The organism is Stenotrophomonas indicatrix, from assembly GCF_050573115.1.
Taxonomy (GTDB): Bacteria; Pseudomonadota; Gammaproteobacteria; order Xanthomonadales; family Xanthomonadaceae; genus Stenotrophomonas; species Stenotrophomonas lactitubi_A.
In genome coordinates, this window is the sequence record NZ_JBNYZT010000008.1 from 258,529 (window position 1) to 284,432 (window position 25,904).

Below are 25,904 nucleotides of genomic sequence, written 5' to 3' on the forward strand. Positions count from 1 at the left end.
GGTGGGCGGCGCTGAAGCGTCAAGCGAACCGGTACGACTGGGGGAACTGGCTAAACTTTCGTTAAGTCAATTTTAGTACCGGCGAGTTCGCTATTCCACGATTTGTCGGAGAAATGTCGGCGTCGTGGCTGGAACAGTTCGTCACATACATTCGGACAATTCTGTCTCACTTTCGAGTGGGGTCATTGAAATCAATCACTTGCAGTGGGGTCAAGGCCAGCAATGCGCGCAACAAACGGCAGCAATGCGTCGCGCAGCTGGTCCAGCCCCGGCTGCTCGATGGGGAAATGGCCACATTCATCCAGCAGCACCCGCTGCTTCGGAGCCGCCAGGCGCTGGTAGAAGCGGTCGCTGATCGCCACCGGCGTCCAGTCGTCGCAGGCGGGGTGCACCATCAGCACCGGGCAACGGGTGAAGCGTTCGGGCTCCACGGCCGGAGCGGTGTCGAACAGCGATGCCATCAGCCCCACCGGCACCCGGTTTCCGCCGCCCAGCGGGTCGGCGCAGACCAGCGCCGTCAGTTCTGGATTGCGCGACATCCGCTGCATGTGGGTGAACCAGCGCACGGGTACGCGTAGGCCGCGGGTCAGCCGGCTGAGCGGGCGCAGCCCCGGCAGCAGGGCGCGCATCCACGGCTGGCGGACCAGCGCCGTCTGCACCACCGGATCGCGCGGGTCGGCCAGGGTCGTGACGGCCAGGCCACGTACCCACGGTGATTCGGCCGCCACCAGATAGGCCAGATAGCCGCCGATGCTGGCGCCGAGCAGCACGAACGGTCGTGGTCGCCGCTGGTGTTCGGCGTGAATCAGCGCCAGCAGCGCCTGTTTCCAGATGCCGTAGTCCACCTGCTGCCAGGGCGCGGGGCTGAGCCCATAGCCGGGCAGATCCGGCGCCAGCACCTCGTGCCCAGCCGCTGCCAGCTCTGCCGCCAGTGGTGCGAACATTCGCCCGTAGCCGCCGGCGCCGTGCACCAGTAGCACGGTCAGGCTGGCGTCGGAGGGCCCATGCCGGTCCATTCGCAGGCAACCACCGCCCCAGCCGAAGACCTCGCTGCGTGGCGCGGCGGCCTGTGCGGGCGGGGCGAAAAAGTCGCCGTAGCGTGCGCTCAGGGCGGGGTAGGGATAGGTCTGTGGCAACGGCATCGAGGCAGTGTAGGCCACCTGTTCAGTGACGCAGCACTGACTGTCCCGCACGCCCGGCTTGACCCCGGCGCACGGCCTGCCGACCATAAGCTGTTAATCCGCGACATCGACGGCCGCACCCACCCGGCACGTCCCCGTCTTCTGCCGCGTCCCCTCTGGTGCTGGCCCCGTGGCCGCATCGCCCTGTTTCCCTGTCCGGCGTGTGCTGGAGGAAAGTGTTTTGATCATCAAAATCGTGCTTGCGGCGCTGTTCGTGTCCTGCGTGCTGTACATCCACTTCCGTGGCAAGGTCCGTGCGCGCTGGTCGCGCCAGCTGCTGGACCACTCCAGCTTCATGGCCCCGATCAACGTGGTCATGTACATGTTCTCCAAAGTGCCGACCACGCCGTTCCTGGACCCGGGCAAGGAATTCCCGCAGCTGGAGCCGCTGCGGCAGAACTGGCAGATGATCCGCGACGAGGCACTGGCGCTGCGCGATGCGCAGGCGATCGCCGCGTCCAGTACGTTCAACGATGCGGGCTTCAATTCGTTCTTCCGCCGCGGCTGGAAGCGCTTCTACCTGAAGTGGTACGGCCCCTCGCACCCGTCCGCCAAGGCGATGTGCCCGAAGACCACCGCGCTGCTGGAATCGCTGCCGGACGTGCGCGCGGCGATGTTCGCGCAGCTGCCGTCGGGCAGCGAGCTGCGCCCGCACCGCGATCCGTTCGCCGGTTCGCTGCGCCTGCATCTGGGCCTGGCCACGCCCAACAACGATGCCTGCTACATCGAAGTGGACGGCATCAAGAAGAGCTGGCGCGACGGCGAGTGGATGATGTTCGACGAGACCTACATCCACCACGCGCACAACGAGACGCCCGATGACCGGGTGATCCTGTTCTGCGATATCGCCCGTCCGCTGCGCTTCGGTCTGCCGGGTCTGTTCAACCGTCTGGTGGCGTCCACGCTGCTGGCCGGTGGGGCATCGCCGAACCTGCCGGGTGACCCGACCGGTGGCGTCAACAAGGCTTTCGGCAGCGTGTACAAGGTGCGGCTGAAGGCCAAGGCCCTGCGCGAGCGCAGCGTGGTGGCCTACCAGGTGATCAAGTGGGGCCTGGTGGTGGCGGTGATCGCTGGTATCTGGGCGCTCTGAAGCGTTGGGTTTGATGAGGTTGCCGGCCAGCGGCCGGCACTACCCGTAAACACAAAAACCCGCGCTGTCGCCAGCGCGGGTTTTTGTTTTGGTAGGTGCCAACCTTGGTTGGCACGCTTTCCGATCAACCCTTCAGCGCCGCCTTCACGAACGGCGGGGTCACCAGCACGCCGGTGTGCAGCGCGGCGGTGTAGTACAGGGTATCGAAGGTCTTGGCGGCCGAATCGGCCTGGCGGAAGTCGAAGCTGCTGTCGCCCTTGCGCGCCAGGGTCACGCTCCACCAGCCGGTGGGGTAGCACGGCTGCGGGAACGGCAGGGTCTTGAACGAGCCGAAGCCGGCCTTGCCCATCTCGGTGCGCATTTCGTTGATCAGCTCCAGCTGCATCAGCGGCGACTCGGACTGCTGCACCAGGATGCCGTCGTCCTTCAGGGCTTTGAAGCAGCTCTCGTAGAACGCCTTGTTGAACAGGCCTTCGCCCGGGCCGACCGGATCGGTCGAATCGACGATCACCACGTCCACGCTGCCGGCCGGGCAGTTGGCCATGTAGGCCACGCCGTCATCGAACATCAGCTCGGCGCGCGGGTCGTTGTTGGAATCGCACAGTTCCGGGAAGTGCTTGCGCGCCATCACCGTCACCTGCTCGTCGATGTCGCACTGGGTCACGCTCTCCACGCCCTTGTGCTTGAGCACTTCGCGCAGGGTGCCGCAGTCGCCGCCGCCGATGATCACCACGCGCTTGGGCGCGGCGTGGGTAAACAGCACCGGGTGGCTGATCATCTCGTGGTAGAAGAAGTTGTCCTTGCTGGTCAGCATGATGGCCCCATCGATGGTCATCAGGTTGCCCCAGTCGGTGGTCTGGAAGATTTCGATCTTCTGGAACGGCGACTGCACTTCGTCCAGCTTGCCGGTGATGCGGTAGCCGATGGCCGAGCCGGTGCGCTCGAAGTGTTCGATGTACCAGTTGCTGTTGTCAGTCATGGGAAAGCATTCCTGTTCGGAAGGGATGGAGCCGGGCTGAAGGCGGGGTGCCACGCATCCGGACGGATCGGCCCGTTCAGGTTGGAACCTGCCGCGGGCGCGGGCGCGCATGATAACGAACCTGTGGGCATATAGGCGTTATCATGCCCCCCCTTTTATTTGCCACAAGGCCGACTGCAATGACCGATTGGTCCCTCGACCAAGCCCGCAAGACCTACTCGATCCCGCACTGGGCGGATGGTTATTTCGACGTGGATCAGGCCGGGCACATGGTGGTGAGACCGACCGGGGCGGATGGCCCGGTGGTGTCGCTGCCCAAGGTGGTGGATGCCGCGCGCGCGGCCGGCGCCAAGCTGCCGCTGCTGGTGCGCTTCCCGGACATCCTCGGCCAGCGCCTGGGCAAGCTGCAGGCGGCGTTCGCCCAGGCCCAGCAGGATTGGGACTACCCGGGCGGCTACACCGCGGTGTACCCGATCAAGGTGAACCAGCACCGCGGCGTGGCCGGCACCCTGGCCAGCCACCACGGCGAAGGCTTCGGCCTGGAAGCGGGCAGCAAGCCGGAACTGATGGCCGTGCTGGCGTTGTCGCGCCCGGGTGGCCTGATCGTCTGCAACGGCTACAAGGACCGCGAGTACATCCGCCTGGCCCTGATCGGCCGCAAGCTGGGCCTGCAGACCTTCATCGTCATCGAGAAGCCGTCCGAGCTGAAGCTGGTGCTGGAAGAGTCCAAGGCGCTGGACGTGAAGCCGGGCCTGGGTGTGCGCATGCGCCTGGCCTCGCTGGGCGCCGGCAAGTGGCAGAACAGCGGTGGCGACAAGGCCAAGTTCGGGCTTTCGCCGCGTCAGCTGCTGGACCTGTGGAAGTCGCTGCGCGATACCGAGTACGCCGACTGCCTGAGCCTGCTGCACTTCCACATGGGCTCGCAGATCTCCAACGTGCGCGACATCGCCAACGGCATGCGTGAAGCCACCCGTTACTTCGTCGAGCTGTCACAGCTGGGTGCGAAGATCACCCACGTCGACGTGGGCGGCGGGCTGGGCGTGGACTACGAAGGCACTCGTTCGCGCAGCTTCTGCTCGATCAACTACGGCCTGAATTCGTACGCCAGCAACATCGTGCAGCCGCTGGCCAATGCCTGCGAAGAACACGGCCTGACCCCGCCGCGTATCGTCACCGAGTGCGGCCGCGCGATGACCGCGCACCACGCGGTGCTGATCGCCAACGTGTCCGAAGTGGAACAGGCGCAGGAAGGCCGCGTGCCGGACCAGCACGACGACGAGCCGGCCTCGATCCGCCACCTGCGCGAGATCCACGAGGAACTGGACGTGCGTCCGGCGGTGGAGCTGTTCCAGGAAGCACAGCACTTCCACGCCGAAGGCCTGTCAAGCTATGCGCTGGGCCAGATCGACCTGCCGCAGCGTGCGCGCATCGACGATCTGTTCTATGCCATCGCCCATGGCGTGCGTGCGCGCCTGAGCTACGACGAGAAGAGCCATCGCCCGGCGCTGGATGAACTGAACGAGCGCCTGGTCGACAAGTACTTCGTCAACTTCAGCGTGTTCGAGTCGATTCCCGATGCGTGGGCGATCGACCAGGTGTTCCCGATCGTGCCGATCGAGCGCCTGAACGAGACGCCGGATCGCCGCGGCATCATCGCCGACATGACCTGCGATTCCGATGGCATGGTCAAGACCTACGTCGAGAACGAAAGCCTGGACAGCTCGCTGCCGCTGCACGCGATCAAGCACGGCGAGAGCTACCGCATCGGTTTCTTCATGGTCGGTGCCTACCAGGAAATCCTCGGCGACATCCACAACCTGTTCGGTGATACCGACGCGGTGGAAGTGCTGGCCGATGCCGATGGCTACGCCATCACCCAGCAGCGTCGCGGCGATACCACCGACGTGATGCTGGATTACGTGGGCTACAAGCTGGATGACCTGCGTGCGGCCTACGCCGAACGCGTGGCATCGGCAGACCTGTCGCCGGAGCGCGCGCAGGAACTGTCCGAAGCGCTGGAAGCGGGCCTGACCGGTTATACCTACCTGTCCGACGAACCGCTGATTTGAGGGTGACGGGAACGCCGGGCCTGGCCCGGCGCTACCGGTCCTGATGAGCGCGCGCGCGATCTTCCATCTGTTCCTGCATGCCGCCGTGCCAGCCCTGCTGGCATGGCTGTTCTGGCGCAAGCGTTTCGCCTCGGCGTGGCTGTTGCTGCTGCTGGGCTGGATCATCGACCTGGACCATCTGCTGGCCGACCCGATCTACGCCCCGAACCGCTGCAGCATCGGCTTCCACCCGCTGCATACCGCGCCGGCGATTGCCGTGTACGCGGGCCTGTGCGTACCGAAGAAGACGCGGCTGGTGGGGATCGGTTTGATGATCCACATCGTGTTGGATGCCATCGACTGCTGGTGGATGCATCACCGGTAGTTGCCGACCTTGGTCGGCGCCTTGATGCGCGTCGACCAAGGTCGACACCTACCGGGTGGCGCGTGATCCGGTAGAGCCGGCCGCTGGCCGGCTGCTGCAGCGTGTTTCCGACAATCAGGCGGTTGCCGGCCAGCGGCCGGCACTACCACCGGCGTTGCGGCGCGTCACCCCAGCGGCAACCACAGCGTCGCGCGCAATCCCGGTTGCGCATTCTCCAACGCCAACCGCCCGCCATAACTGGCGGCGATATCACCGACGATCGCCAACCCCAGGCCGCTGCTGCCTTCGCGCTCATCCAGCCGCACGCCGCGCTGGGTGACCTGCGCCAGCGCCTCGGCTGCCAGACCGGGGCCGTCATCGCGCACGTCGATGCGCAACTGCCCTTCTTCCGCACGCGCGGTAACAGCTACTTCCCGCTGTGCCCACTTGCCGGCGTTGTCGAGCAGATTGCCAAGCATCTCTTCCAGGTCGGCGCTGGCGCCGGCGAACTGCAGGTCGGTGGGAATACCCTCGGCCTGGAACTGCAGCGCACGGTCGCCATGCACCCGTGCCATCAATCTGCACATCGCCTGCGCCACTGCTGCCACCGGCGTGCGCTCGCGATGATCGGCGGTGAGCCCAGCGGCAAGATAGCGATCGACGCTGGCCTGCATGCGCGCGCCCTGCTCACGCAGCGTCGCGCGCCACTCGCGGCCTTCACCATCGGCTTCGGCGGCGAGCACGCTCAGCGGTGTTTTCAGCGCATGCGCCAGATCCTGTGCACTGGTACGTGCGCGCGCCACCATCCGTTGCTGGTGGTCCAGCAGCGCGTTGAGCTCGTCACCCAGCGGCGCGATTTCAGCGCCCAGTCCCGCTGTATCGATGCGCTGTGCATCGCCCCGGCGCACACGCTCCAGCTGCGTACCGAGACGTTGCAGCGGGCGCAGGCCGAAATGCACCTGGCTGGCCAGTACCGCCAGCCATGCGGCGACCAGTACCGCCAGCGCCATCGCGCTGCGTTGGCGGAACGCGGCGACATCCGCGTCCAGTGCGCTGCGGTCGGTGGCGACCACGGCGACATAGGGTTCGTTCGCGCGTGGCAGGCGCACCTGCTGCACGCGCGCGCGCAGCGACTGCTGCAGCGGGCCGGGCAGGTTGCGTGCGGCCGCGCCATTGGCGGCCACGGGCAACGTCTCGTCCCACAGCGAACGCGATTGCAGCAGCACCTTGCCGCTGCCATCGGCGATCTGCCAGTAGGCACCGGAGAACACGCGTTGGAAGCGCGCGTCGTTCGGTTCCTGGCGCAGCTGCAGCTGCCCATCGGCATCGATCTCGGCCTGCGCCAGCAGGGTCAGCATGTCCTGCTGCAGTTCGTTGTCCAGGCGGTCGCGCGCGCTGCGCTTGAACAGTTCGCCCAGCAGCGCACTGGCCAGTGCCGAGACCAGCAGCAGGCCGATGCCGCCGGCCAGCAGCAGCCGGCGTCGCAGTGACGGTTGCCGGCTCACGGCGCGGCCAACCGCCAGCCCTGGCCGCGTACGGTCTGGATCAGGTCCGCACCGAGCTTGCGGCGCACGCGCCCCAGCAGCACGTCCAGCGCATTCGAATCGGGATCGTGGCCGCCATCGAACACGTGTTCACCCAGACGGTCGCGGCCGATCACCTGACCGCTGTGGTGGATGAAGTAGCTGAGCAGGCGGAATTCCTGTGGGCTCAGTGCCAGTGCCTGGCCGTCCAGGTCGAAGCGCCCGGCATTGACGTCCAGCTGCAGCGGGCCGCACTGCAGGCGCGGGCTGGCATGGCCGTGGCTGCGGCGGATCAGCGCGCGCAGGCGCAGCACCAGTTCATCGGCCTGGAAAGGTTTGGTCAGGTAATCGTCGGCGCCGGCATCGAAGCCGGCCAGCTTGTCGTGCCAGCGTCCGCGTGCGGTCAGCACCAGCACTGGGAAGTCGCGGCCATTGCCGCGCCAGCGTTCAATCACGCTCAGGCCATCCAGCCCGGGCAGGCCCAGATCGACGATGGCGGCCTGAAGGTCTTCCACCTGGCCCATCTCCTCGGCCTGGCGACCATCGGCCACCACGTCGACCACGTAACCGGCCTGTTCCAGCAGCGGCTGCAGGCGCTCGGCCAATGCGGCATCGTCTTCGGCCAACAGGATGCGCATCAGTCGTCCAGCTCCGTCTTCAGCAGCCTGCCGTTGCGCGCATCATAGTCCAGCTCCACCACCACGCCGTCGGCGCGCAGGATCTCCACTTCGTACACGCCATCGTCCAGCTCCACTTCCAGCAGCTGGCCGGGGTGGCGCTTGAGTGCATCGCGCACCACGCTTTCCAGCGGCACGTAACGGCCTTGTTGAACGGCCCGGCGCGCGACCTGCTGCGCCGGGTCCTGGGCAGGGCCGGTGGCGGTCGGGGCGCTGGCCAGCGCCAGCAGCAGGGACAGGGAAGACAGGATCGGCACGGGACTGACTGGAAATGGGGAACAGGCGCGAGTGTGCCGCCGCCGACTAACGGTTGGCTAACAGCGCCGGCTAAGTGGCTGTTAACCACGCGGCGCATCGTGGCGTTGCCGGGATGGTCCGGCACCGAACAGGAGAACCCCCATGTTGAAGTCGCTCACCCTCGCCACTGTCGTCGCGCTTGCCATCGCTCCCGCTGCCCAGGCGGCCCCGCTGGGCATGGCCCAGGTTGAACAGACCCTGCGCAAGGCGGGCTACACCCAGATCCATGAGATCGAGCGCGATGATGGTCTGTGGGAAGCCGATGTCAGCCGTGCCGACGGTCGCTTCAGTGAGGTCTACGTGGACCCGAAGACCGGCGAGATCTTCGACGAGCACGACAGCCGCGCACAGCTGAGTACCGAGCAGGTGCTGGCCAAGGCGCAGTCGCAGGGGCTGCGTGAGATCCATTCGCTGGAACGCGACGGTGCGACGTGGTCGCTGGAAGCCCGCAATGCCCGTAATCAGCGCGTGGAAGTGCGTCTGAGTGGGTATGACGGCCGCATCCTGCACAGCGAGCGTGATGGCTGGCTGGATTGATGCCTGCTCGGTGGGTGTGTCGACCAAGGTCGACACCTACCGGGTAGAGCCGGCGGCTGGCTGGATTGAGCTGCGCTTCGGTAGATGCCGACCTTGGTCGGCACAGGGCCGGAAAAGCGTGTCGACCTAGGTCGACACCTACCGGATTGATGGCGGGTAGAGCCGGCCGGCGGCCGGCGGCTGCACGGTATTTCCGACATGCGGAGGTTGCCGGCCAGCGGCCGGCACTACCGCCCCCGGAGTACGGGGGCAGCGCCATAGGCGCGGGGGTGTGGAGGTCGGTAAGTGGGGCCCGCGGTTCGCGCAGCGAAGCGTGGGAGCGACAGCGCGCATGCGCTGACGCGTACCCGGCCAGCGGCCGGCACTACCGCCCCCGGAGTACGGGGGCAGCGCCATAGGCGCGGGGGTGTGGAGGTCGGTAAGTGGGGCCCGCGGTTCGCGCAGCGAAGCGTGGGAGCGACAGCGCGCATGCGCTGACGCGTACCCGGCCAGCGGCCGGCACTACCGGGCTCTTACCAGCCGTAAGGCGGCGGGTAATCCCAATAGCCCGGGCCACCACCGTAGTAGCCGCCACCACCATATGGCCCGAAGAAGCCCGGGCCCTTGCCTTCGCTCACGTGGATGTTGACGTTGACCCCACGGGTCTTGCCTTCATCGTTGGTGTAGTTCTTGCTGAGGTTGAGCGTGGCGGCGTTGTAATGCGTGTTGCCGTAATTCTTGGCGTAGCCGATGCCGGTGGTGAAGCTGCCGGATACCTTGACCTTGTCATCCGTCACGTCGGCGATCCTGCCGTCGCCATTCACGCGCGGGCCGGTCTTGTCGCCGTAGAACGTGCCGGGCGGATCCTGCTGCAGGGTCGGATCGTTGAGATAACGGATCGGCGTCTGCGGCACGGACAGGTCCAGGCCGGAAGCCTGCGGCGCGGTGGCGCCGGCGGCGGACTGCGCCAACGCGGTCCCGGGCAGGGCGGCCAGGCACAGCAGCAGGGTCAGGGGGCGGATCATGACGGCGCTCCAACGGAGAGGGGCCGCGCAGCACGCGGCGGTACAGGCCGACGCTAGCAGGCGCTGCTTGAATGATGCCTGTCCCCCGCCGATGAGGGTAGTGCCGGCCGCTGGCCGGCAACCTCACCCCAGTCGCGCAAACCCAAACAGCTCCTGCAGCGGGTGCCGGCGCCGCTCGATCCGTGCCCGCAGCAGCTCTGCGCCGATCATTGAATAAGTGATGCCGTTGCCACCGTAGGCCATGGCGAACTGCACCCGCTGGCCCCATTGCGCATGCGGCCCGAAGAACGGCAGGCCGTCGGCGGTTTCGGCAAAGGTGCCTGCCCATGAAAATGCCGGGGTCGGCTGCAGGTGCGGGAACCACTGCAGCAACTGCTTCATCAGTTTGCGGGCCTTGCTTTCCACCCGGGCATCGCGGCGGGCGGGAATATCGATGGCATCGTCCAGCCCACCCACCAGCAACCGACGGTCGCCAGTGGCGCGCAGGTACAGGTAGGGACGCGCGCTCTCCCAGACCATCGTGCGCTGCAGCCAGCCCAGCTCGTCGGCGTTGATCGGGTCGGTGATGAAGGCGTAGCTGCTGCGGTTGCGGGCTACGCGTGGGTCCAGCCATTGCTGGTTGGCATAGCCCATCGCCAGCACCACGTGGCGGGCGCGGATCTGCATGCCGGATTCGGTGCGCGCAGTCACGCCGCGCGCGCTTGGCGTGAGGGTATGCAGCACGGTGCGGTCATGGACCACGCCGCCGCGCTTGCGCACGCGGTCGAGCAGGCCATAGGCCAGACGGTACGGATCCACGCGCGCGGCCTGCCGGGTCAGCAACGCGCCGCCGGCATCGACGCTGAAACGTTCCTGCAGCGCCTCCCGGTCCAGCCAGCGCGCATCCAGGCCGATGCCACGGCGCGCCTCGCCTTCGGCCATCAGCCGCGGTACGTCACGGCGGCGACTGGCCAGGTACAGGCTGTCCATCTGCTTGAAATCCACGTCCTTCAGGCCGCGTGCCACCTGGCGCAGGGCCGGGATCGCATCGGCGCATGCCTGGTAGGCGAGCGCCGCAGCGTCTTCGCCATACTGCGAGGCCAGCTCCAGCAGATGGGTGTCGATCTCGTACTGCAGCAACGCGGTACTGGCCGCAGTACTTCCCCAGCCGATGTCGCGCTGCTCGATCACTGCAACGTCGTGCCCATGGGCCGACAGCTCATCGGCGATCAGCGCGCCGGTGATGCCGCCACCGACCACCAGCACATCGCAGTGCAGATCCTGCTCCAGCGGCGGGAAGGCCTGGATCAGGCCGTTGCGCACCGCCCACCAGGGGTAGCCACTCTTCAGGTCCATGCGGGTTCGTGCTCAGGCAGTGGGGTGGCCGGTATGCGGGGTCTGGATCAGTTCGGACAGATCGAAGCCCTGCAGGCGTGCGGCTGCCAGATAATGGTCCTGCACGGTGGCATCCAGCCGGGGCTCACGCGCCAGCAGCCACAGGTACTTGCGATCCGGGCTGCCGACCAGGGCAACGCTGTAGTCCGGCGCCACCTGCATCACCCAGTAGTCACCCTTGGCGAAGGGCAGCCAGCGCAGGCCCTTGGGCAGGAAGCTGACTTCCAGCCGCGCGCTGTCGTTGTCGATGGCGCAGGCCTCACCGGTGGCTTCCTCGACCTCGCCGTCCATGCGGCAGCGGTTGGTGACCCCCACGTTGCCGTTGTCGAGCAGCTGGTAATGGGCCGACACATCGGTGCAGCCCTCCGGCTCGTGGCGCATCGGCAGGCGGGCGATCTCGTACCAGGTGCCCAGGTAGCGGGGCAGCTTGAGGTCGGTGACGGTCTTCAGGGGCGGCAGGTCGGTCATTGTCAGGCGTGGCAGGAGAGGACCTCCACGATGACGAGGACACTGCCACGGGCGGGTGAAGCCAGGGCGATGGCCATGTCCAGAACATTCCGTCGCCCCGGCGAAGCGCGTGCCGTCATCGGCGCAGCGGTATGCTTCCGCCAGCGCCGCGTTTTTCCGATCCAACCGCAGTGGAGGTGCCGATGTACCAGGTGATCCTGTTGAAGAGTGAAACCCAGTTCGCCCGCGAGCAGTGGCCGCAGGTTGACGATCTGGTGGACTACGAAGGCGTGGCCTACAGCCTGCGCGCCGGGCCGCGCCAGCCGTTGCCGACCGACCATGCCTGGCATCCGATCGCGGTGTACGCACCGGACGAGATCACCGAGGAAGAATTCCAGGAGTGGTACGCGCTGCAGCAGCCACAGGTAGAAGAGCTGCGGCTGAAGTACTGAGCCGCCGCCACCCACCAGCCCCTGCGCATCCGCCGTTTACAGCACCTGCCGTATAGTCGCGCGCAGGCGCGGTGGTCCGCGTGAACCGGTGTGGCTGGCTTGTCTTCTTTCTTCCGAACGATCCTGGTGCGTGGCCCCTGGTTGGGCCTGCTGTTGTGCTGCACGCTGCTGCTGGCTGTGCCGGCGCTGGCCCAGGATGACGACCCCACACCGAAGCAGCAGCTGGCGCAGATCGACAGCACGCTGAAGGATGTTGAGCGCAAGCGTGTTGATGCCGAGGCCACCGAAACGCTGGGCACGCTTTCGGAAAATGCATCACAGGCCAAGCGCGACGCCGAGGCGCTGGAAAAGACCCTGCAGCCCCAGCTGGACCAGCTCAACGAGCAGCTGACGCAGCTGGGCGATGCCCCCAAGGACACCACTGAACCGCCGGAGCTGGCCGCGCAGCGGCGCACGCTGACCCGCCAGCGCGATGCCCTGGTGGCATCGATTGCCCAGGCCAGATCCAGCGCCGTCCGTGCGCAGCAGCTGAGCGCGGACATCGACAAGCAGCGCAACGCGCAGCGCACCGAGGAGCTGGGGCGCAAGGTCGCCTCGCCGCTGTCGCCGACGCTGTGGCGACAGGTGGCCGACCAATTGCCAAACGACATCGCCCGCGTCACTCCCTTGGCCCAGCAGGGCCGTGCGGCGCTGACCACGGCCATTGCCACCCATGGCTGGGGCACGTTGCTGCTGGGGCTGGCGGCGGCACTGGTGATGATGTTCCCGCTGCGCCTGTGGCTGCGCGCGCTGGGGCGCCGGTTCGCCGCGTCCGAGCGCGCCCCCGACGGCCGCCTGCGCCGCTCCGGCCTGGCCATGTGGCTGCTGCTGGTAGGCACCCTGCTGCCCGGTTACGCCGTGGTGGTGCTGGTGGCTGCACTGGATGCCATCGGCGCGATTCCGCCGCGGCTGCAGAGCGTGGCCGAAGGCGTGCAGGCGGCGACGTTTGCGGCGGCCTTCATTTCCGCGCTGAGCGCCTGCCTGCTGGTGCCCAAGCGGCCCTCGTGGCGACTGCTGAATCTGGATGACACCGCCGCGCTGAAACTGCGCAAGTACGCCTGGGGCGCTGCGGCACTGGCTTGGTTGAGCACGGTGCTGGTGGCACTTGATCGCGCCACGCGCACCAGCGATGTCACCACGGTGGCGCTGGATGGTGTGATCGCGCTGACCTATCTGGGCCTGATCATGGCCATGCTGGTGACTCTGGCGCGCCTGCACCGGCGGCAGACCGCCGAGGCCGAGGCGAAGCTGGAAGCACAGGCCGACGGTCTTGGCGCACAGCTGCCGGTACGACGCAGCAGCTGGCTGGTGCTGGCCCGCGTGGCGGGCAACATCGCCGTGGTCGCCGCGATCATCGCCACCCTGCTGGGTTATGTGAACTTCGCCAAGTTCGTGAACCAGCAGCTGATCGGCGGCAGCATCGTGGTGCTGGCGGCAACGCTGCTGTTCAAGTTCGTCGACGATTTCTCCACCTGGCTGCTCAACGCCGACAGCAAGGTTGGCCAGACCATCCTGCTCAGCACCGGCCTGAGCGTGTCGAAGCTGGAACAGGCGGGCGTGCTGCTGTCGGCGATGCTGCGCACCCTGGTGGTGTTGATCGCCCTGCTGGCGCTGGCCGCACCGTTCGGCAACATCGGCACGATCGTTGAACGCATTGCCTCGCTGGCCAATGGCATCGTGATCAACAAGGACCTGACGCTGCAGCCGGGCCGCATCGTCACCGGCGTGCTGGTGCTGCTGGTGGGCATGGGCCTGACCCAGCTGCTGCAGCGCTGGTTGACCGATACCTACCTGCCCAAGACCGAACTCGACCTGGGTGCACGCAATTCGATCAGCACCATCGCCGGCTACGTCGGCATCATCCTGGTGGGCCTGTGGGCGCTGACCGCGATGGGCCTGAACCTGAAGAACCTGGCGCTGCTGGTCAGCGCGCTCTCGGTGGGTATTGGTTTTGGCCTGCAGGCGATCATCCAGAATTTCGTCTCCGGCCTGATCCTGCTGACCGAGCGGCCGGTGAAGATCGGTGACTGGGTGAAGCTGGGTGACCAAGAAGGTGATATCAAGCGCATCAACGTGCGTTCGACCGAGATCCAGGTGAGCGACAAGTCCACCCTGATCGTGCCCAATTCCGAACTGATCACCAAGACCATCCGCAACATGACGATGGGCAACAACCAGGGCCGCGTCCAGATCCAGTTCGCAGTGCCGACCAGCACGGACGTTGCCGGCCTGCGACAGGCGCTGCTGGATGCCTACGGGGCCCACAACACGGTGCTGCAGCAGCCGGCGCCGACGGTCTACATCGACAGCATCGCCGGCGGTCAGATCACCATCAACAGCTTCGCCTACGTGGCCAGCCCGCGACAGGTCTACGGCACGCGCAGCGATCTGTATTTCAGCCTGCTGCAGATCCTGGCCGAGCGGAACATTCCGTTGTCCACGCCAACCGACATCCACATCACCCGCGATCCGCAGCAGTAAGAGGGTGGGTCGGCAGGGCTGCGCCCTGCACCTGCCGAGGCCGAAGCAACGGCAACAGCAACGGCCGAAGCAACAGCTGGTATTCCGTGGGATGGCGGGGTGGGTCCGGTTGCGGGGGACGCCGTAAACCCATCCCTGGGGGCTTGGCCGCGGCATCCATGCCGCGGACACCCCCGCAACCGGACCCACCCCGCCTTCGACAGTTTCCCGCGATCTGCTGGAATTGCATGGCGTGCTCTTGGTGGGTGTCGACCGCGCTGCTGTTGGTAGGTGTCGACCTTGGTCGACACGTAGATCCACGCCATGCGTGGATGCTTTTCGATCAATTGTCGAAATATTCGATTTCGATGGACATTCATCCACGCATGGCGTGGATCTACCAGATCGCGGAGATCTGTCAGAGGTGGGGCGGTGTCGGATTGCGGGGTGTCAGCCGCATGGATGCGGCTGCCAAGCCTACAAGGACGTACTTGCGGCGTCCCCGCACTCCGACACCGCCCCGCCATCCAACGGAATGCCGCTCTTGCTGTTGACGTTGACGTTGATTCGGCAGGTGCAGGGCGCAGCCCTGCCGAGCCCCCTTTACCCCCGCGGTCGCCCGCGCGAGGGCACCAGTGCGAACGTATCCACTGCCAGCTTCTCGGCGTGGTTCAACCACGCGCGGATTTCCAGATCGTCCACTTCGTGGTCAAGGCCGAAGGACACGTTGATCTTGCCGTCGGCATCGGGCTGCACCCACTGCTGGGCCAGCACCACCTTGCGCTGCGAGGACACCGCTTCGATCCAGAAACCGCGATCCGGACGCGTGCTCGCCACCAACTGCAGCATGTACTGGCCGGCACGGGTACGGCGGCCCTTCTGGGTGATCATGTGTGCCTGGCGCACGCTGGGGCGGGGGCCCTGGAACGCATCCAGCGGTGCATCCACGTCGATGCCGTTACGCAGCTGGCCATCGCGGTACAGCTTGATGCCGTTGTCGCGGTTGACCAGCAGCGCGCACCAGTCGCCGTCGGCCGAGCCATCCTCGAACGCGGTGCAGCGATCAACATAGGCGAGTGTGTTGTCCGGGTCGGCGTCGTCGAACTGGCGTGAGGTGTTTTCCAGGTACACCGATTTCAGGTCCCAGTCCTTGTCGTACTCCAGCAGTACCGGCGGCTGCACGTGCTGCAGGCCGACCACCACCTGGTCATCGCCGTCGATCTTCAGCTGCCGGGTCGGTTCACCCAGCCACAGCGAGCGGGCGAAGGCGAGGTACTGCGGATAGTCGCGGCCGCCATCGCGGCGCGCGGCGGCGCTGGCACTCGGCGCGCGCTTGTCATCCAACAGCGAACGGCCAAAGCCCATCGTCTGCAGGTTCGGATCGAGCAGGCTGAGCAGGGTGGCACCAGAGTCCAGCGTCGAGCCGTCTTCGGCCGCCAGCTCACGCGGGGTCACGCCGTCGCCGAGGAACAGCAGCAGGTTCTCGCGCTTCTGCCTGGTCAGGATATGGCTGAGGTCATTGGGCATGGCCAGGTGATCGGAGGCGATCACGATCAGCGTGTCCTTGCCATACGGACTGGCCTGGATGCGCTCGACCAGCTGCGAGATCAGGCGGTCGGTGCACTTGAGTGCGTTGAGCATGCCGATGTTGCCGTACTGGCTCTGGTAGCGCTCGCCCTTGCAGGCCACCGGCAGATGCCCGGCCGGGTGGTGCGTGTCCATGGTCAGCGTGGTCAGCATGAACGGTGCGTCCTGCCGCGACAGCTGCTCGAAGCGCTGGTAGGCGGTGTCGAGCAGCACGTCGTCATGCACGCCCCACGCCGAGTAGTGGATACGGCCGATCTTCTTCTGCTGCTTGAACCACGCCAGGTCATGCACTTCATCGAAGCCATGGCTGGCCAGGAACTGGCCCTTGCCGGCGAACTGGCCGTTGGCGCCGCCGAGATAGTGGTTGGTGTAGCCCTGCTGCTTCAGGTAGTCGCCGAGGCACACGGCCTTGGGCAGGAAGCTGCCCATCCGGTCCATGCTGTTCTCATCACCCTGCGAGGTGGTCAGCGGCACGCCACACATCGACGACACCAGACCGGCGATGGTCCAGCCGCCGCCTTCGGCCGAGGTCAGCCCGCGCACATCCAGCGACTTGGCCGCCAAACGGTTGAGATTGGGCATCAGGCCGGGAAACACGGCCTCATCCAGATAGGTGCGCTCCAGGCTCTCGCCGTAGATCCAGACGATGTTGCGTGGGCGCTGCAGGGCCTGCGTAGGCACTTGGTATTCGGGGGCGATACGGGCGAAATCCACCGGGCGCAGCTGCTGGTACAGGCGTTGGCCATCGCGCGCCAGTGGGCTGATCATGATCGTGGCCACCCACAGCGCGGCGAAACCGGCAAACCACGCACCACCGGCCGTGGGGCGGCGCCAACGCTTCACCCGCGTAGCGAACAGCGGCAGCAGCGACACGGCAGCCAGCACGATGAAGCCGGCGATATAGCCCTTGAAGTCGGCGACACCAGCACCCTCCATATCCGCACCCAGGTGGTACAGGGTGGCGGCGTTGAGTCCGTCACCGGACAGCTTGTCGATCAGCCACCAGGCACTGAGCGCCAGCAGCAACAGCGAGAACAAGCCGGCTTTCCACCACACCCACTTTGCGGACGCGAGGAACAACCAGGACAACAACAACAGCGACAGCAGCAGAATCCAGAGCATGGGCAGCTTCGGCAGTGACGGGGTGGCGATGGACGTCGTACCGACGCGTGTCCATCCGACCGGCGCTGCTGCAAGCACATCTGCATGACAGGCCGATGACCCGATAGTGCATGCACGAACCTGACTGAAATGTTTGTTGAAATCGCGCGTGCGATATCACGCCGCGAACGTAAATCGAGCGTGAAAACTCACGCTCGATTGCATTAAAAACCGCATGAATGCGCTGTTTTCGTAGATCCACCGCACACGTGGATACAACTACGCATCACCACTACCGGTGGCCACGTTCCTCGCGCGAACGCGCGCGCCGATCGAACAACAAGGCGCTGGTCACGATGCCCAGCCCAAGCACCACGCCGATCAACAACAGCACCAGTGCGATGGCGGGATAGCCGAACACATGCCAGCCGGTGTCGATCTTCATCATCATCGCCGCGGCCATGATCAACGCCGCGCTGATGATGCCGGCCGCCACGCGGTTGGCGATCTTCTGCAGGTTTTCCATCAGCCGCGATTCTTCAAGCCCGGTCACCTTCATCTGCAGGCGGTTCTCGGCCAGCAGCGCCATGATGTCCGACAGCTTGCGTGGTCCATCGCGCAGAAGTTGCTGCACCTCCATCGCTTCGCTGGCCAGGTTTGCGGCCGACAGGGATTTCTTCAGGCGCGCGCGCATCACGTGCTGCAGTTGCCGCTCGACGATGCGGCGCGTATCCAGGTCCGGCGCCAGCAGCCTGCATACGGTCTCAAGGTTGAGCAGTGCTTTGCCCAGAAGACTCAGCTCCGGCGGCGTACGCAATCCGGACGAGGTGGCGATGCGCACCATGTCCAGCACCACACGTCCTTCGGAGAAATTCGCGCTGGCCGCATATCGCGCGATCAGCTGGCCGGTCTCGCGCAGATAGCGCTCCTCATCGAACGCTTCCAGCCGCGTGCTGATGCTGATCAGGTCGTCGGCCACTTCCTCGCCGCGGCCATCGACGGCGGCGAACAGGATCTTCAGCAGCCGCTCGCGCAGGCGCGGCGGCATGTGCGCGACCATGCCCAGGTCGAAGATCGCCAGGCGCCCGTCGGGCAGTACCCGCAGGTTGCCCGGGTGCGGGTCGGCGTGGATCTCGCCGTGCACGAAGATCTGGTCCAGATAGCCGCGGATCAGCGCCGCCGCCAGCGGGTCCATCGCCTGTTCGGTACGGCGCACATCGGGAATGGCATCCACGCGCACGCCGCTGGCCAGTTCCATGGTCAGCACGCGATGACTGCAGTAATCCCACAGCGGCTGCGGAATCCACAGGCGCCGGAACGGCTTCAGATGACGGCCGAAGCGCGACAGGTTCTCGGCCTCGGCGTGGTAGTCCAGCTCCTGCATCAGCGTCTTGGCGAATTCGTTGAGCCAGTCCCGCAGGCGCACGCGGCGACCGATCTGGGTCAGGTGGTCGGCGGCCAGGGCGAAGCTGCGCAGCACTTCCAGGTCCGAACGCAGTTGCGCTGCGACTTCGGGCTTCTGCACTTTTACCGCCACCTCGCGGCCGTCATGCAGCACCGCGCGATGCACCTGCGCGATGGACGCGCACCCCAGCGGCTGCGGATCGAATGCCGCGAACAACTTGTTCACCGGTGCGCCCAGCTCCTGCTCGACGATGGCGTGGATGCGTTCGACGGGGATCTCGGCCACCTTCTCCTGCATCCGCTCCAGGGCGGTGGCGAACTCAACTGGCACCATGTCCGGACGGGTGGAGAGCATCTGCCCGAGCTTGACGAAGGTCGGCCCCAGCGCTTCCAGGTCACTGACGAACTGCTCGGGATTGCCGTCGGGCGGCACATCGGTGTGGCTGCCGGCAGCGTCCAGGTTCATGCCCGAGAACACGCCGGAATGGCGGTAGCGCATCAACAGGCGCAGGATCTGGCTGCGCCGGTTCATGCCTTTGACCAGCGGGGGATTGCCATTGGCGGTGGGCGGATTGCTCAAGCGGAACTCCCATGCGACTAGGGCAGGTAGTGCCGGCCGCTGGCCGGCAATGTCCGGAACTGCGCGCTTGCCGGCCAGCGGCCGGCACTACCTGATTTCGCAGTGTCGCCGGGCGGCGGTAGGCACGCGGTGAATCCGACCGCTACCGCAGGTGGCGCAGGATCGGTCAGAATCCGCTCATTCCCTTTACTGGATCCCCCATGGCCGGTGCCAGCCTGTTTGCCCTGCTCGACGATATCGCCTCCCTGCTCGACGACGTCTCGGTGCTGACCAAGGTCGCCGCCAAGAAGACCGCCGGCGTGCTGGGCGACGACCTGGCGCTGAACGCGCAGCAGGTGACCGGCGTCAATGCCAACCGCGAGCTGCCGGTGGTGTGGGCAGTGGCCAAGGGCTCGCTGGTGAACAAGGTGATCCTGGTGCCGGCGGCGCTGGCGATCAGCGCATTGGAAGCCTGGCTGCACAGCCGTGGCTGGAACGTGCCGCTGATCGTGCCGCTGATGATGATCGGCGGTGCCTTCCTGTGCTTCGAGGGCGTGGAGAAGCTGGCGCACCGTTTCCTGCATTCAGCCGACGAGGACGCCGAACACCAGGCTGAGCGGCGCAAGGCGCTGGCCGATGCGCAGGTGGATATGGTTGCGTGGGAGAAGGACAAGGTGAAGGGCGCGATCCGCACCGACTTCATCCTCTCGGCCGAAATCATCGTGCTGTCGCTGGGCGTGGTCGCCACGGCGTCGTTCATCAACCAGGTCAGTACCCTGGTGGTGATCGCGCTGGGGATGACCGTGTTCGTCTATGGGCTGGTCGCCGGCATCGTCAAGCTGGACGACCTGGGCCTGTATCTGTCGCGCAAGGGCGCAGCGCTGGCGGCAGTCGGCCGTGGCCTGCTGGTATCGGCGCCGTGGCTGATGAAGTTCCTGTCGGTGGCCGGTACCGCGGCGATGTTCCTGGTCGGTGGCGGCATCCTGGTACACAACGTGCCGGCGCTGCACCACGCGGTGCAGGCGCTGGGCGGTGAAGGCCAGTGGGGCTGGCTGGTCAACGCGCTGGGCAACATGGTGGTCGGCATCATTGCCGGTGCGATCGTGCTGGCGGTGGTGACCGGCGTGCAGAAGCTGCGCGGCAAGTAAGCGCCAGCCCGCTGCCTGGTAGAGGCCGACCTTGGTCGGCGGTTTGTCTGCTGCGTGTGCCAATCGAGGTTGGCACCTACCCAAGCAGTTTCCGGCGCGCCGGGGAACTACCCGGCGTGCACCCGGTTCTTGCCTTCGCGCTTGGCCACATACAGGGCGTCATCAGCGCGTCGCAGCATCGAATCCGCATCGTCGCCCGGCTGCCATTGCGAAAGCCCGGCACTGAAATGCACCGGTACCCTCCGGTCCTGCACGGTCAGTACGCGATGCGCCAGCGAACGCTGCAGGCGCTGCACGGTGGCCATGCTGTCCGCGCCGGGGGTTTCCGGCAGCACCAGCACGAACTCGTCGCCACCCAGCCGGGCGATGCCATCGGTGGCACGCAGCAGCAGGCGGCACACCGCCACCAGATGCTGCAGCAGCGCGTCGCCGCCGGCGTGGCCGTGTTCGTCGTTGGTCTGGTGGAAATCATCCAGATCGATCACCGCCAGCCCCAAGGGCGAGTTGTTGCGGGCGGCGCGGGCGAGTTCGCGTTGCAGCAGTTCATCCAGGCCGCGCCGGTTCAGGGCCTGGGTCAACGGATCGATGCGCGCCAGATCGCCGGCCGCGCGCAGATCCTGTTCCAGCTGGTTGATGCGCTGTTCGGCGCGCTCCACTTCCTGTCGCGCACTGGCCAGGTGATCGCGTGCTTGCGCCGCCTGCTGCTGCACCTTGCCGGTGTCCTGCATCACTTCCTGCAGCAGGTGGTTGAGGTCGGCGATGCTGCGCGCTTCGCGCAGCTGCAACGCGTAGCTGCCGATGCGGTCGTGGTATTCACCGGTACTGGCGGCCATGCCGTCCATGCGCTCGATGAACTCGCCCATCAACCCCCGCATGGCCGCTTTCGAATCGTCGATTCCCTGCCGCAGCAGGCCCTGTTTGTAGATCACCTCGCGCAGCTCGGCGCGTGTGCGCTCGACCGACTCGGCTTCCAGCGGCCCGGCCAGCAATTGGCGCACGGCTGCGATCTGACCCTGCAGCCAGCTGCGGTCATCCAGCAGCTCGCTGACGTTCTCCAGCAGCAGTGCGAACAATTCCAGCAGCAGCGCCTGTTGTTCCTGCCAGCTCTCGGCGCGCACGCCGATCTGGTGACCCAGCTCACGCGCACCCTGTTCGATCGGTTCCAGTGCCGCGCCCGGCTGCCACTGGCGCAGGCGTACGGCCAACGCCTGCGCCTGATCGCGCAGGTCGGGATCGTGCTGCAGCAGCGCGACTACCGCGCCGCCCAGCAGCAGTCGCAGCTGCTCGGACAGGCGCAGGCTGTCGGGCTGGCCATCGGGCGAATGCTGGTCGATGGTGCGGATGTACTTGTCGATCAGCTGCCGCATTGCCCGGCCATAACGCGGCCAGTCGGCACTGGCCTGCGCCGATTGCAGGCGATCGCCCATGTCGCCCAGCTCACCTGGCAGGGTGGCCATGCCATTGGCGAAGGCGGCCAGCAGCGGCTCGGGCGCATCGGCCCCGGCAAACAGCTGCTGCAATGCCACGCTGTTCCCTCCCTGCAGCACCACCCGGTCGCCGCGCCCGTCGTCGACAACCGCGCGCACGCGCGCAGGCGGTCCGATGGCGGTGCCGGGGGCAGGGCGGGGGTCGGGCTGGTCCGTCATGGAACGAATCCTGGGGTGGCAGGGGGCTGGTCACAGCATATCGGCGCAACTGGCGGTGGCTTGAACCGATAGGATGGGCGACAGGATGCCGCAGTGGAGGTGGGTATGCGTGTGATGTTGCTGGGGGCGACCGGACTGGTGGGCGGGCTGGCCCTGCCGATGCTGCTGGACGACCCGCGCTGCCGCGCTGTGGTGGCCCCGACCCGGCGGCCGCTGGACCTGCGCGACCCGAAACTGCACGCCCCGGTGCTGGACTTCGATCAGCTGCCGGATGCGCCGGGCTGGGCACCGGTGGATGCGGTGGTATGCGCGCTGGGCAGCACCATGGCCCAGGCGGGAAGCCGCGAGGCTTTCTACCGGATCGACCACGACTATCCGCTCGCCTTCGCCCGCCTGACCAGAACCCAGGGCGCGCGTGCCTTCGTACTGAATTCGGCGGCGGGTGCCAACCCGGGTTCGGCCATCTTCTACAGCCGGGTAAAAGGTGAGCTGGAGCGCGACCTGCGCGCGCTGGGCTTCGCTTCACTGACCCTGGTCCGGCCGGGCCTGATCGGCGGCCACCGCCCACAGGCGCGCCGCGGCGAACAGTTCGCCCTGCAGGTGCTGGGGGCATTGCGGCCGGTGCTGCCGCGTGCGTGGCGTATCAACCCGGGCGCGCGTATCGCGCGGGCGCTGGTGAACGCGGCCCTGGCGCCGGCTCCGGGCGAGCACGTGGTGGCTTCGAAAGACCTGGTGGACTGATGTCGCGCGCGCTGCGTCTGACCCAGCTGCTGCAGGTGCTGCGCCGCCACCGCCGGCCGGTGGCCGGGCAGGCACTGGCCGACGAGCTGGGCATCAGCCTGCGCACGCTGTACCGCGATATCGAAACGCTGCGCGAACAGGGCGCCGACCTGCGTGGGGAAGCCGGTGTCGGCTACCAGCTGGAACCGGGCGACGTGCTGCCACCGTTGACCTTGCCACCGGCCGAGATCGACGCGCTGGTGTTGGGCCTGCGCTGGGTGGCGGCACGCACCGAGCCGGCGCTGGCCGCGGCCGCGCGTGATGCGTTGGCGCGCATCGCCCATGTGCTGCCGGCAGCACGCCGCGAAGCACTGCGTGACAACGGCTTGCGGGTGGGCCCTTCGCGTACGGCGGCCAAGGTGCCCCCAGCGCGCCTGCAGGCCGTGCGCGAGGCCGTGGGCACGCAGCAGCGGCTGCAGTTCGCGTATGAGGATGCACAGGGACGGCATACCGAGCGCGTGGTCTGGCCGTTCGCACTGGGGTACTTCGATGAAGTGCCGATGCTGGCGGCATGGTGCGAGGGCCGCGAGGACTTCCGCCATTTCCGCCTGGACGGCATTCGCCATGTGCGGGTGTTGGAAGCGCACTACCTGGTGCCTCGAGCTACCTTGCTAAGGCGCTGGCAGAAGGCGCAGGGCATCGCCCCGGATTGGCTGGACCGTTCGTGACGGACTAGCTTTGGTAGAGGTCGAGCTTGCTCGACTGCTCTCCGCGAAGAGCAAGACCGTCGAGCAAGCTCGACATCTACCGAGAGCGGAGAGCAAAGAGCAAAAGCGTCGAGCAAGCTCGACCTCTACCAGAGCCAGAGCGCGAGCAGGCTCGACGCTGCTGACAGGATCTGTCAGCAGGGCAGCGCCACCATGGATGCTCCCAACAACGGAGGTTCCCCATGTTCAAGCCCAGCACCCTGCTGCAGTACGTGCGCGACGTTGACACCAGCGCCACCTTCTACAGCGGCATCCTCGGCACGGCACCGGTCGAACAGTCGCCCGGCTTCGCCCTGTTCCTGCTCGGCGATGGCGCCGCGCTGGGCCTGTGGCAACGCGATGACGTGCAGCCACCGGTCACTGCCGAGGCGGGTGCAGCCGAGCTGGCGATGGTGGTCGCCAATCCTGATGAAGTGCAGCAGTTGCACGATGCCTGGCGCGGACTCGGTGTGCTGATCGCGCAGGCACCGGTGACGCTGGAGTTCGGCCACACCTTCGTCGGCGTCGATCCCGATGGTCACCGCCTGCGTGTCTACAGCCGTGCCGAGGGAATGGTCGCGCGTGATTGATCCACGCATTTTGTATAGCCGAGCCCAAGCTCGGCTTGCTTCATGCCTTCATCCACGCATGGCGTGGATCTACTGAAAAGCGGCCGTGCATGGCTCGGCGCTACAGTGGAGCGGACACAAAAAACGCCGGGCATTGCCCGGCGTTCTCTTCCAATGTGTGCCAACCAAGGTTGGCACCTACCGGATCAGCTGGCCAGCGCCAGATCGTCCATCATCGCGCGCAGGAAGCGTGCTGCTTCACCGCCGGTGGCAGCGCGGTGGTCGAAGGTCACCGACAGCGGAATGACCTTGTGCGCTTCCACGCCGCCCATCACCGGGGTCATCTGGTGGCGGGCACGGCCGGCACCGACGATGGCCACGCACGGCGGCACCACGACCGGGGTCGCGTAGCGGCCGGCGAACATGCCGAAGTTGGACAGCGAGATGGTGTAGCCGCTCAGTTCCGACGCCGCGATCGAACGCGCTTCCACCTGCTCGCGCAGACGGTTCACGCCTTCGCGGATGCCACGGGCATCCAGCATGTCGGCATTGCGCAGCGCCGGCACGAACAGGCCGTCGTCGGTATCAACGGCGATGCCGATGTCCACCTGCGCATGCAGGGTGCGGGTCAGCGCTTCACCATCGAACCAGGCGTTCATCGCCGGCACCTTCTGCGCGGCGACCACGATCGAGCGCACCAGGCGCGCGGTGACGTCGTTGCCCGGCAGCCAGGCGTGGATGTCGGCGTCGTCGTTCAGCGTGGTCGGCACGACCTTGCTGTGCGCATCGGCCATGACGCGGGCCATGTTGCGGCGCACGCCCTTCAGCGGCTCCGGTTGGCCCTTGGCAACCACGCCCGGCGGCTGGGTGCGCATCGGCTTGCCAGCGGCAGACAGCGGGGTGCGTGCGTCGGACTGTACCGGCGCGGCCACCTGGGCCGGAGCCGGTGCGGCAGCAACCGGTGCAGCAACCGTTGCCGGTGCGGCGCCGATCTTCGCGCTGCCATCGGCAGCCGCCTGCTTGACGTCGGCCATGGTCACCGCGCCATCAGTGCCGGTGGCACGCACGCGGCTCAGGTCCACGCCCAGCTTGCGCGCGGTGGCACGCACGGCCGGTACGGCCTTGACGCCGCCAACGGCCAGCGCCTGTTCGGCATGCACTGCGTTGGAGCTCTGCATCGCGCCGACCACGGTGCCGGCGTCATCACGCTCGGCGGCCGCTGGCTTGGCTTCTTCAGCAGCTACCGGGGCGGCTGCGGTGGGCAGCGGCGGCGGCGTCGGTGCGGCTGGTGCCGCCGGAGCGGCATGGCCGTGGCTGTGGCCGGTGTCCTGGCCGTCAGCGCGCTGCGGCAGGTTCGGGTCCAGCGCGAAGCTGGCCAGCACCGCGCCGGTCGGGATGATGTCGCCGGCAGCGCCGGACAGCTTCAGCACCGTACCGGAGAACGGCGAGGGCACTTCGACGACGGCCTTGGCGGTCTCCATCGAGACCAGCGGCTCGTCCAGCTTGATCACATCGCCTTCCTTGACGAACCACTCGACGATGGTCGCGTCCGGCAGGCCTTCGCCCAGGTCGGGCAGGTTGAAGTTCTTGGTCTGGCTCATTTGCAGTTCTCTTCCAGCAGTTCCAGTTCGCGGGCAGGCAACCAGCCCGTCGCGCCATTGGCGCGCTCGGACCACCACCACCCGCCGTGTTCGTGATGAAGCTTGACCATCTCGCCGTTCTCCACATCCAGCTCGCGGGCGTCATAGTCGCGCAGGGCTTCTGCGCGACCATCGTCCAACAGCTGCAACCACGCTACCGGTGCCCATCCGGCGCGCCCATCACTGGTGCGCACCCAGGCAAACGCCGGCCATTCCTCGTCACGTACACCTACTTCGACGATCTGGCCGGTGCGGAACCGGAGCGGGTTGGGATACTGGCTGCGGTAAGCCCCGAGAAGGCGGGCCCGCATG

At 66.7% G+C, this 25,904-nt stretch carries 22 protein-coding genes and 1 pseudogene; 10 read left to right on the forward strand and 13 right to left on the reverse strand.

Features of this window, described 5'->3' with window-relative positions; translation table 11 throughout:
• Positions 1-191: 191 nt before the first annotated feature.
• Positions 192-1,160, reverse strand: coding sequence for an alpha/beta fold hydrolase (locus tag ACQ5SA_RS18485; protein WP_499315479.1), 969 nt, complete (start codon positions 1,158-1,160; stop codon positions 192-194).
• Between the two features lie 205 nt (positions 1,161-1,365).
• On the opposite strand from ACQ5SA_RS18485, the gene ACQ5SA_RS18490 reads away from it, so the two are divergent.
• The gene (locus ACQ5SA_RS18490; protein WP_049465655.1) at positions 1,366-2,271 is read left to right on the forward strand and encodes an aspartyl/asparaginyl beta-hydroxylase domain-containing protein; all 906 of its coding nucleotides are present in this window, start codon (positions 1,366-1,368) and stop codon (positions 2,269-2,271) included.
• Positions 2,272-2,395: 124 nt separating this feature from the next.
• On the opposite strand, the gene speE is transcribed toward ACQ5SA_RS18490, so the two are convergent.
• Positions 2,396-3,250, reverse strand: a complete 855-nt coding sequence (speE, locus tag ACQ5SA_RS18495; RefSeq protein ID WP_191077689.1) for a polyamine aminopropyltransferase — start codon at positions 3,248-3,250, stop codon at positions 2,396-2,398.
• Between the two features lie 179 nt (positions 3,251-3,429).
• Here speE and speA point away from each other — a divergent pair, with 179 nt between their 5' ends.
• Both speA and ACQ5SA_RS18505 read left to right on the forward strand, forming a co-directional pair.
• Positions 3,430-5,319 (forward strand): arginine decarboxylase, encoded by a 1,890-nt coding sequence (gene speA / locus ACQ5SA_RS18500; RefSeq protein WP_049465636.1) that lies wholly within the window; start codon positions 3,430-3,432, stop codon positions 5,317-5,319.
• A gap of 43 nt (positions 5,320-5,362) precedes the next feature.
• A complete protein-coding gene (locus ACQ5SA_RS18505) occupies positions 5,363-5,683 on the forward strand; it encodes a DUF6122 family protein (RefSeq protein WP_033832425.1) in 321 nt (106 codons plus the stop codon).
• 164 nt (positions 5,684-5,847) lie between these two features.
• Here ACQ5SA_RS18505 and ACQ5SA_RS18510 read toward each other — a convergent pair whose 3' ends face one another.
• From ACQ5SA_RS18510 to ACQ5SA_RS18520, 3 genes are read right to left on the reverse strand one after another with little or no spacing between them, the layout of a single operon-like run.
• Positions 5,848-7,167 carry an ATP-binding protein gene (locus ACQ5SA_RS18510; protein ID WP_499315481.1) on the reverse strand — a complete coding sequence of 440 codons (1,320 nt, stop codon included), beginning with the start codon at positions 7,165-7,167 and terminating at the stop codon, positions 5,848-5,850.
• Positions 7,164-7,823: a response regulator transcription factor gene (locus ACQ5SA_RS18515; protein ID WP_499315483.1), complete on the reverse strand. Its 660-nt coding sequence runs from the start codon at positions 7,821-7,823 to the stop codon at positions 7,164-7,166. The genes ACQ5SA_RS18510 and ACQ5SA_RS18515 overlap by 4 nt, the downstream gene beginning before the upstream one ends.
• Positions 7,823-8,113 carry a PepSY domain-containing protein gene (locus ACQ5SA_RS18520; protein ID WP_089238156.1) on the reverse strand — a complete coding sequence of 97 codons (291 nt, stop codon included), beginning with the start codon at positions 8,111-8,113 and terminating at the stop codon, positions 7,823-7,825. The genes ACQ5SA_RS18515 and ACQ5SA_RS18520 overlap by 1 nt, the downstream gene beginning before the upstream one ends.
• 148 nt (positions 8,114-8,261) lie before the next feature.
• Here ACQ5SA_RS18520 and ACQ5SA_RS18525 point away from each other — a divergent pair, with 148 nt between their 5' ends.
• Positions 8,262-8,696, forward strand: a complete 435-nt coding sequence (locus tag ACQ5SA_RS18525) for a PepSY domain-containing protein (protein ID WP_229980339.1) — start codon at positions 8,262-8,264, stop codon at positions 8,694-8,696.
• Between the two features lie 512 nt (positions 8,697-9,208).
• On the opposite strand, the gene ACQ5SA_RS18530 is transcribed toward ACQ5SA_RS18525, so the two are convergent.
• From ACQ5SA_RS18530 to ACQ5SA_RS18540, 3 genes are all read right to left on the reverse strand, one after another.
• Positions 9,209-9,700, reverse strand: a complete 492-nt coding sequence (locus ACQ5SA_RS18530; protein ID WP_099819724.1) for a hypothetical protein — start codon at positions 9,698-9,700, stop codon at positions 9,209-9,211.
• A gap of 123 nt (positions 9,701-9,823) precedes the next feature.
• A complete protein-coding gene (locus ACQ5SA_RS18535) occupies positions 9,824-11,035 on the reverse strand; it encodes an NAD(P)/FAD-dependent oxidoreductase (protein WP_499315484.1) in 1,212 nt (403 codons plus the stop codon).
• A gap of 12 nt (positions 11,036-11,047) precedes the next feature.
• Positions 11,048-11,542: a lipocalin family protein gene (locus ACQ5SA_RS18540; protein ID WP_340568678.1), complete on the reverse strand. Its 495-nt coding sequence runs from the start codon at positions 11,540-11,542 to the stop codon at positions 11,048-11,050.
• 182 nt (positions 11,543-11,724) lie between these two features.
• Here ACQ5SA_RS18540 and ACQ5SA_RS18545 point away from each other — a divergent pair, with 182 nt between their 5' ends.
• Positions 11,725-11,973, forward strand: coding sequence for a hypothetical protein (locus ACQ5SA_RS18545; RefSeq protein ID WP_089237451.1), 249 nt, complete (start codon positions 11,725-11,727; stop codon positions 11,971-11,973).
• 90 nt (positions 11,974-12,063) lie between these two features.
• On the forward strand, positions 12,064-14,493 hold the full coding sequence (locus ACQ5SA_RS18550) for a DUF3772 domain-containing protein (protein WP_499315486.1): 2,430 nt from the start codon (positions 12,064-12,066) through the stop codon (positions 14,491-14,493).
• 582 nt (positions 14,494-15,075) lie between these two features.
• On the opposite strand, the gene ACQ5SA_RS18555 is transcribed toward ACQ5SA_RS18550, so the two are convergent.
• Both ACQ5SA_RS18555 and ACQ5SA_RS18560 read right to left on the reverse strand, forming a co-directional pair.
• Positions 15,076-17,181, reverse strand: coding sequence for a phosphoglycerol transferase I (locus ACQ5SA_RS18555; RefSeq protein WP_499315487.1), 2,106 nt, complete (start codon positions 17,179-17,181; stop codon positions 15,076-15,078).
• A gap of 271 nt (positions 17,182-17,452) precedes the next feature.
• Positions 17,453-19,099: pseudogene (locus tag ACQ5SA_RS18560) on the reverse strand (ABC1 kinase family protein); the annotation flags it as partial.
• A gap of 245 nt (positions 19,100-19,344) precedes the next feature.
• Here ACQ5SA_RS18560 and ACQ5SA_RS18565 point away from each other — a divergent pair.
• A complete protein-coding gene (locus ACQ5SA_RS18565; protein WP_089237428.1) occupies positions 19,345-20,271 on the forward strand; it encodes a DUF808 domain-containing protein in 927 nt (308 codons plus the stop codon).
• A 107-nt stretch (positions 20,272-20,378) separates the two neighbouring features.
• On the opposite strand, the gene ACQ5SA_RS18570 is transcribed toward ACQ5SA_RS18565, so the two are convergent.
• Complete coding sequence (locus ACQ5SA_RS18570) at positions 20,379-21,917, reverse strand: GGDEF domain-containing protein (protein WP_499315489.1); 1,539 nt, start codon at positions 21,915-21,917, stop codon at positions 20,379-20,381.
• A 105-nt stretch (positions 21,918-22,022) separates the two neighbouring features.
• On the opposite strand from ACQ5SA_RS18570, the gene ACQ5SA_RS18575 reads away from it, so the two are divergent.
• From ACQ5SA_RS18575 to ACQ5SA_RS18585, 3 genes are all read left to right on the forward strand, one after another.
• Positions 22,023-22,658: a Rossmann-fold NAD(P)-binding domain-containing protein gene (locus ACQ5SA_RS18575; RefSeq protein WP_499315491.1), complete on the forward strand. Its 636-nt coding sequence runs from the start codon at positions 22,023-22,025 to the stop codon at positions 22,656-22,658.
• Positions 22,658-23,365, forward strand: coding sequence for a helix-turn-helix transcriptional regulator (locus ACQ5SA_RS18580; protein WP_499315492.1), 708 nt, complete (start codon positions 22,658-22,660; stop codon positions 23,363-23,365). The genes ACQ5SA_RS18575 and ACQ5SA_RS18580 overlap by 1 nt, the downstream gene beginning before the upstream one ends.
• A 221-nt stretch (positions 23,366-23,586) precedes the next feature.
• The gene (locus ACQ5SA_RS18585; RefSeq protein WP_499315493.1) at positions 23,587-23,973 is read left to right on the forward strand and encodes a VOC family protein; all 387 of its coding nucleotides are present in this window, start codon (positions 23,587-23,589) and stop codon (positions 23,971-23,973) included.
• A 185-nt stretch (positions 23,974-24,158) separates the two neighbouring features.
• Here ACQ5SA_RS18585 and ACQ5SA_RS18590 read toward each other — a convergent pair whose 3' ends face one another.
• Together ACQ5SA_RS18590 and ACQ5SA_RS18595 are read right to left on the reverse strand one after the other, a co-directional pair.
• The gene (locus ACQ5SA_RS18590) at positions 24,159-25,553 is read right to left on the reverse strand and encodes a dihydrolipoamide acetyltransferase family protein (RefSeq protein WP_499315494.1); all 1,395 of its coding nucleotides are present in this window, start codon (positions 25,551-25,553) and stop codon (positions 24,159-24,161) included.
• Positions 25,550-25,903, reverse strand: coding sequence for an SH3 domain-containing protein (locus ACQ5SA_RS18595; protein WP_025874583.1), 354 nt, complete (start codon positions 25,901-25,903; stop codon positions 25,550-25,552). Before ACQ5SA_RS18595 ends, ACQ5SA_RS18590 begins: the two co-directional genes overlap by 4 nt.
• Between the last annotated feature and the right edge of the window lies 1 nt (position 25,904).

Coding starts and splice junctions, on each gene's coding strand:
- ACQ5SA_RS18590 (WP_499315494.1), bottom strand. CDS start 25,553: ATGAGCCAGACCAAGAACTTCAACCTGCCCGACCTGGGCGAAGGCCTG.
- ACQ5SA_RS18540 (WP_340568678.1), bottom strand. CDS start 11,542: ATGACCGACCTGCCGCCCCTGAAGACCGTCACCGACCTCAAGCTGCCC.
- speE (WP_191077689.1), bottom strand. CDS start 3,250: ATGACTGACAACAGCAACTGGTACATCGAACACTTCGAGCGCACCGGC.
- ACQ5SA_RS18570 (WP_499315489.1), bottom strand. CDS start 21,917: ATGACGGACCAGCCCGACCCCCGCCCTGCCCCCGGCACCGCCATCGGA.
- ACQ5SA_RS18585 (WP_499315493.1), top strand. CDS start 23,587: ATGTTCAAGCCCAGCACCCTGCTGCAGTACGTGCGCGACGTTGACACC.
- speA (WP_049465636.1), top strand. CDS start 3,430: ATGACCGATTGGTCCCTCGACCAAGCCCGCAAGACCTACTCGATCCCG.
- ACQ5SA_RS18535 (WP_499315484.1), bottom strand. CDS start 11,035: ATGGACCTGAAGAGTGGCTACCCCTGGTGGGCGGTGCGCAACGGCCTG.
- ACQ5SA_RS18545 (WP_089237451.1), top strand. CDS start 11,725: ATGTACCAGGTGATCCTGTTGAAGAGTGAAACCCAGTTCGCCCGCGAG.
- ACQ5SA_RS18505 (WP_033832425.1), top strand. CDS start 5,363: ATGAGCGCGCGCGCGATCTTCCATCTGTTCCTGCATGCCGCCGTGCCA.
- ACQ5SA_RS18575 (WP_499315491.1), top strand. CDS start 22,023: ATGCGTGTGATGTTGCTGGGGGCGACCGGACTGGTGGGCGGGCTGGCC.
- ACQ5SA_RS18565 (WP_089237428.1), top strand. CDS start 19,345: ATGGCCGGTGCCAGCCTGTTTGCCCTGCTCGACGATATCGCCTCCCTG.
- ACQ5SA_RS18555 (WP_499315487.1), bottom strand. CDS start 17,181: ATGCTCTGGATTCTGCTGCTGTCGCTGTTGTTGTTGTCCTGGTTGTTC.
- ACQ5SA_RS18595 (WP_025874583.1), bottom strand. CDS start 25,903: ATGCGGGCCCGCCTTCTCGGGGCTTACCGCAGCCAGTATCCCAACCCG.
- ACQ5SA_RS18525 (WP_229980339.1), top strand. CDS start 8,262: ATGTTGAAGTCGCTCACCCTCGCCACTGTCGTCGCGCTTGCCATCGCT.
- ACQ5SA_RS18515 (WP_499315483.1), bottom strand. CDS start 7,823: ATGCGCATCCTGTTGGCCGAAGACGATGCCGCATTGGCCGAGCGCCTG.
- ACQ5SA_RS18530 (WP_099819724.1), bottom strand. CDS start 9,700: ATGATCCGCCCCCTGACCCTGCTGCTGTGCCTGGCCGCCCTGCCCGGG.
- ACQ5SA_RS18580 (WP_499315492.1), top strand. CDS start 22,658: ATGTCGCGCGCGCTGCGTCTGACCCAGCTGCTGCAGGTGCTGCGCCGC.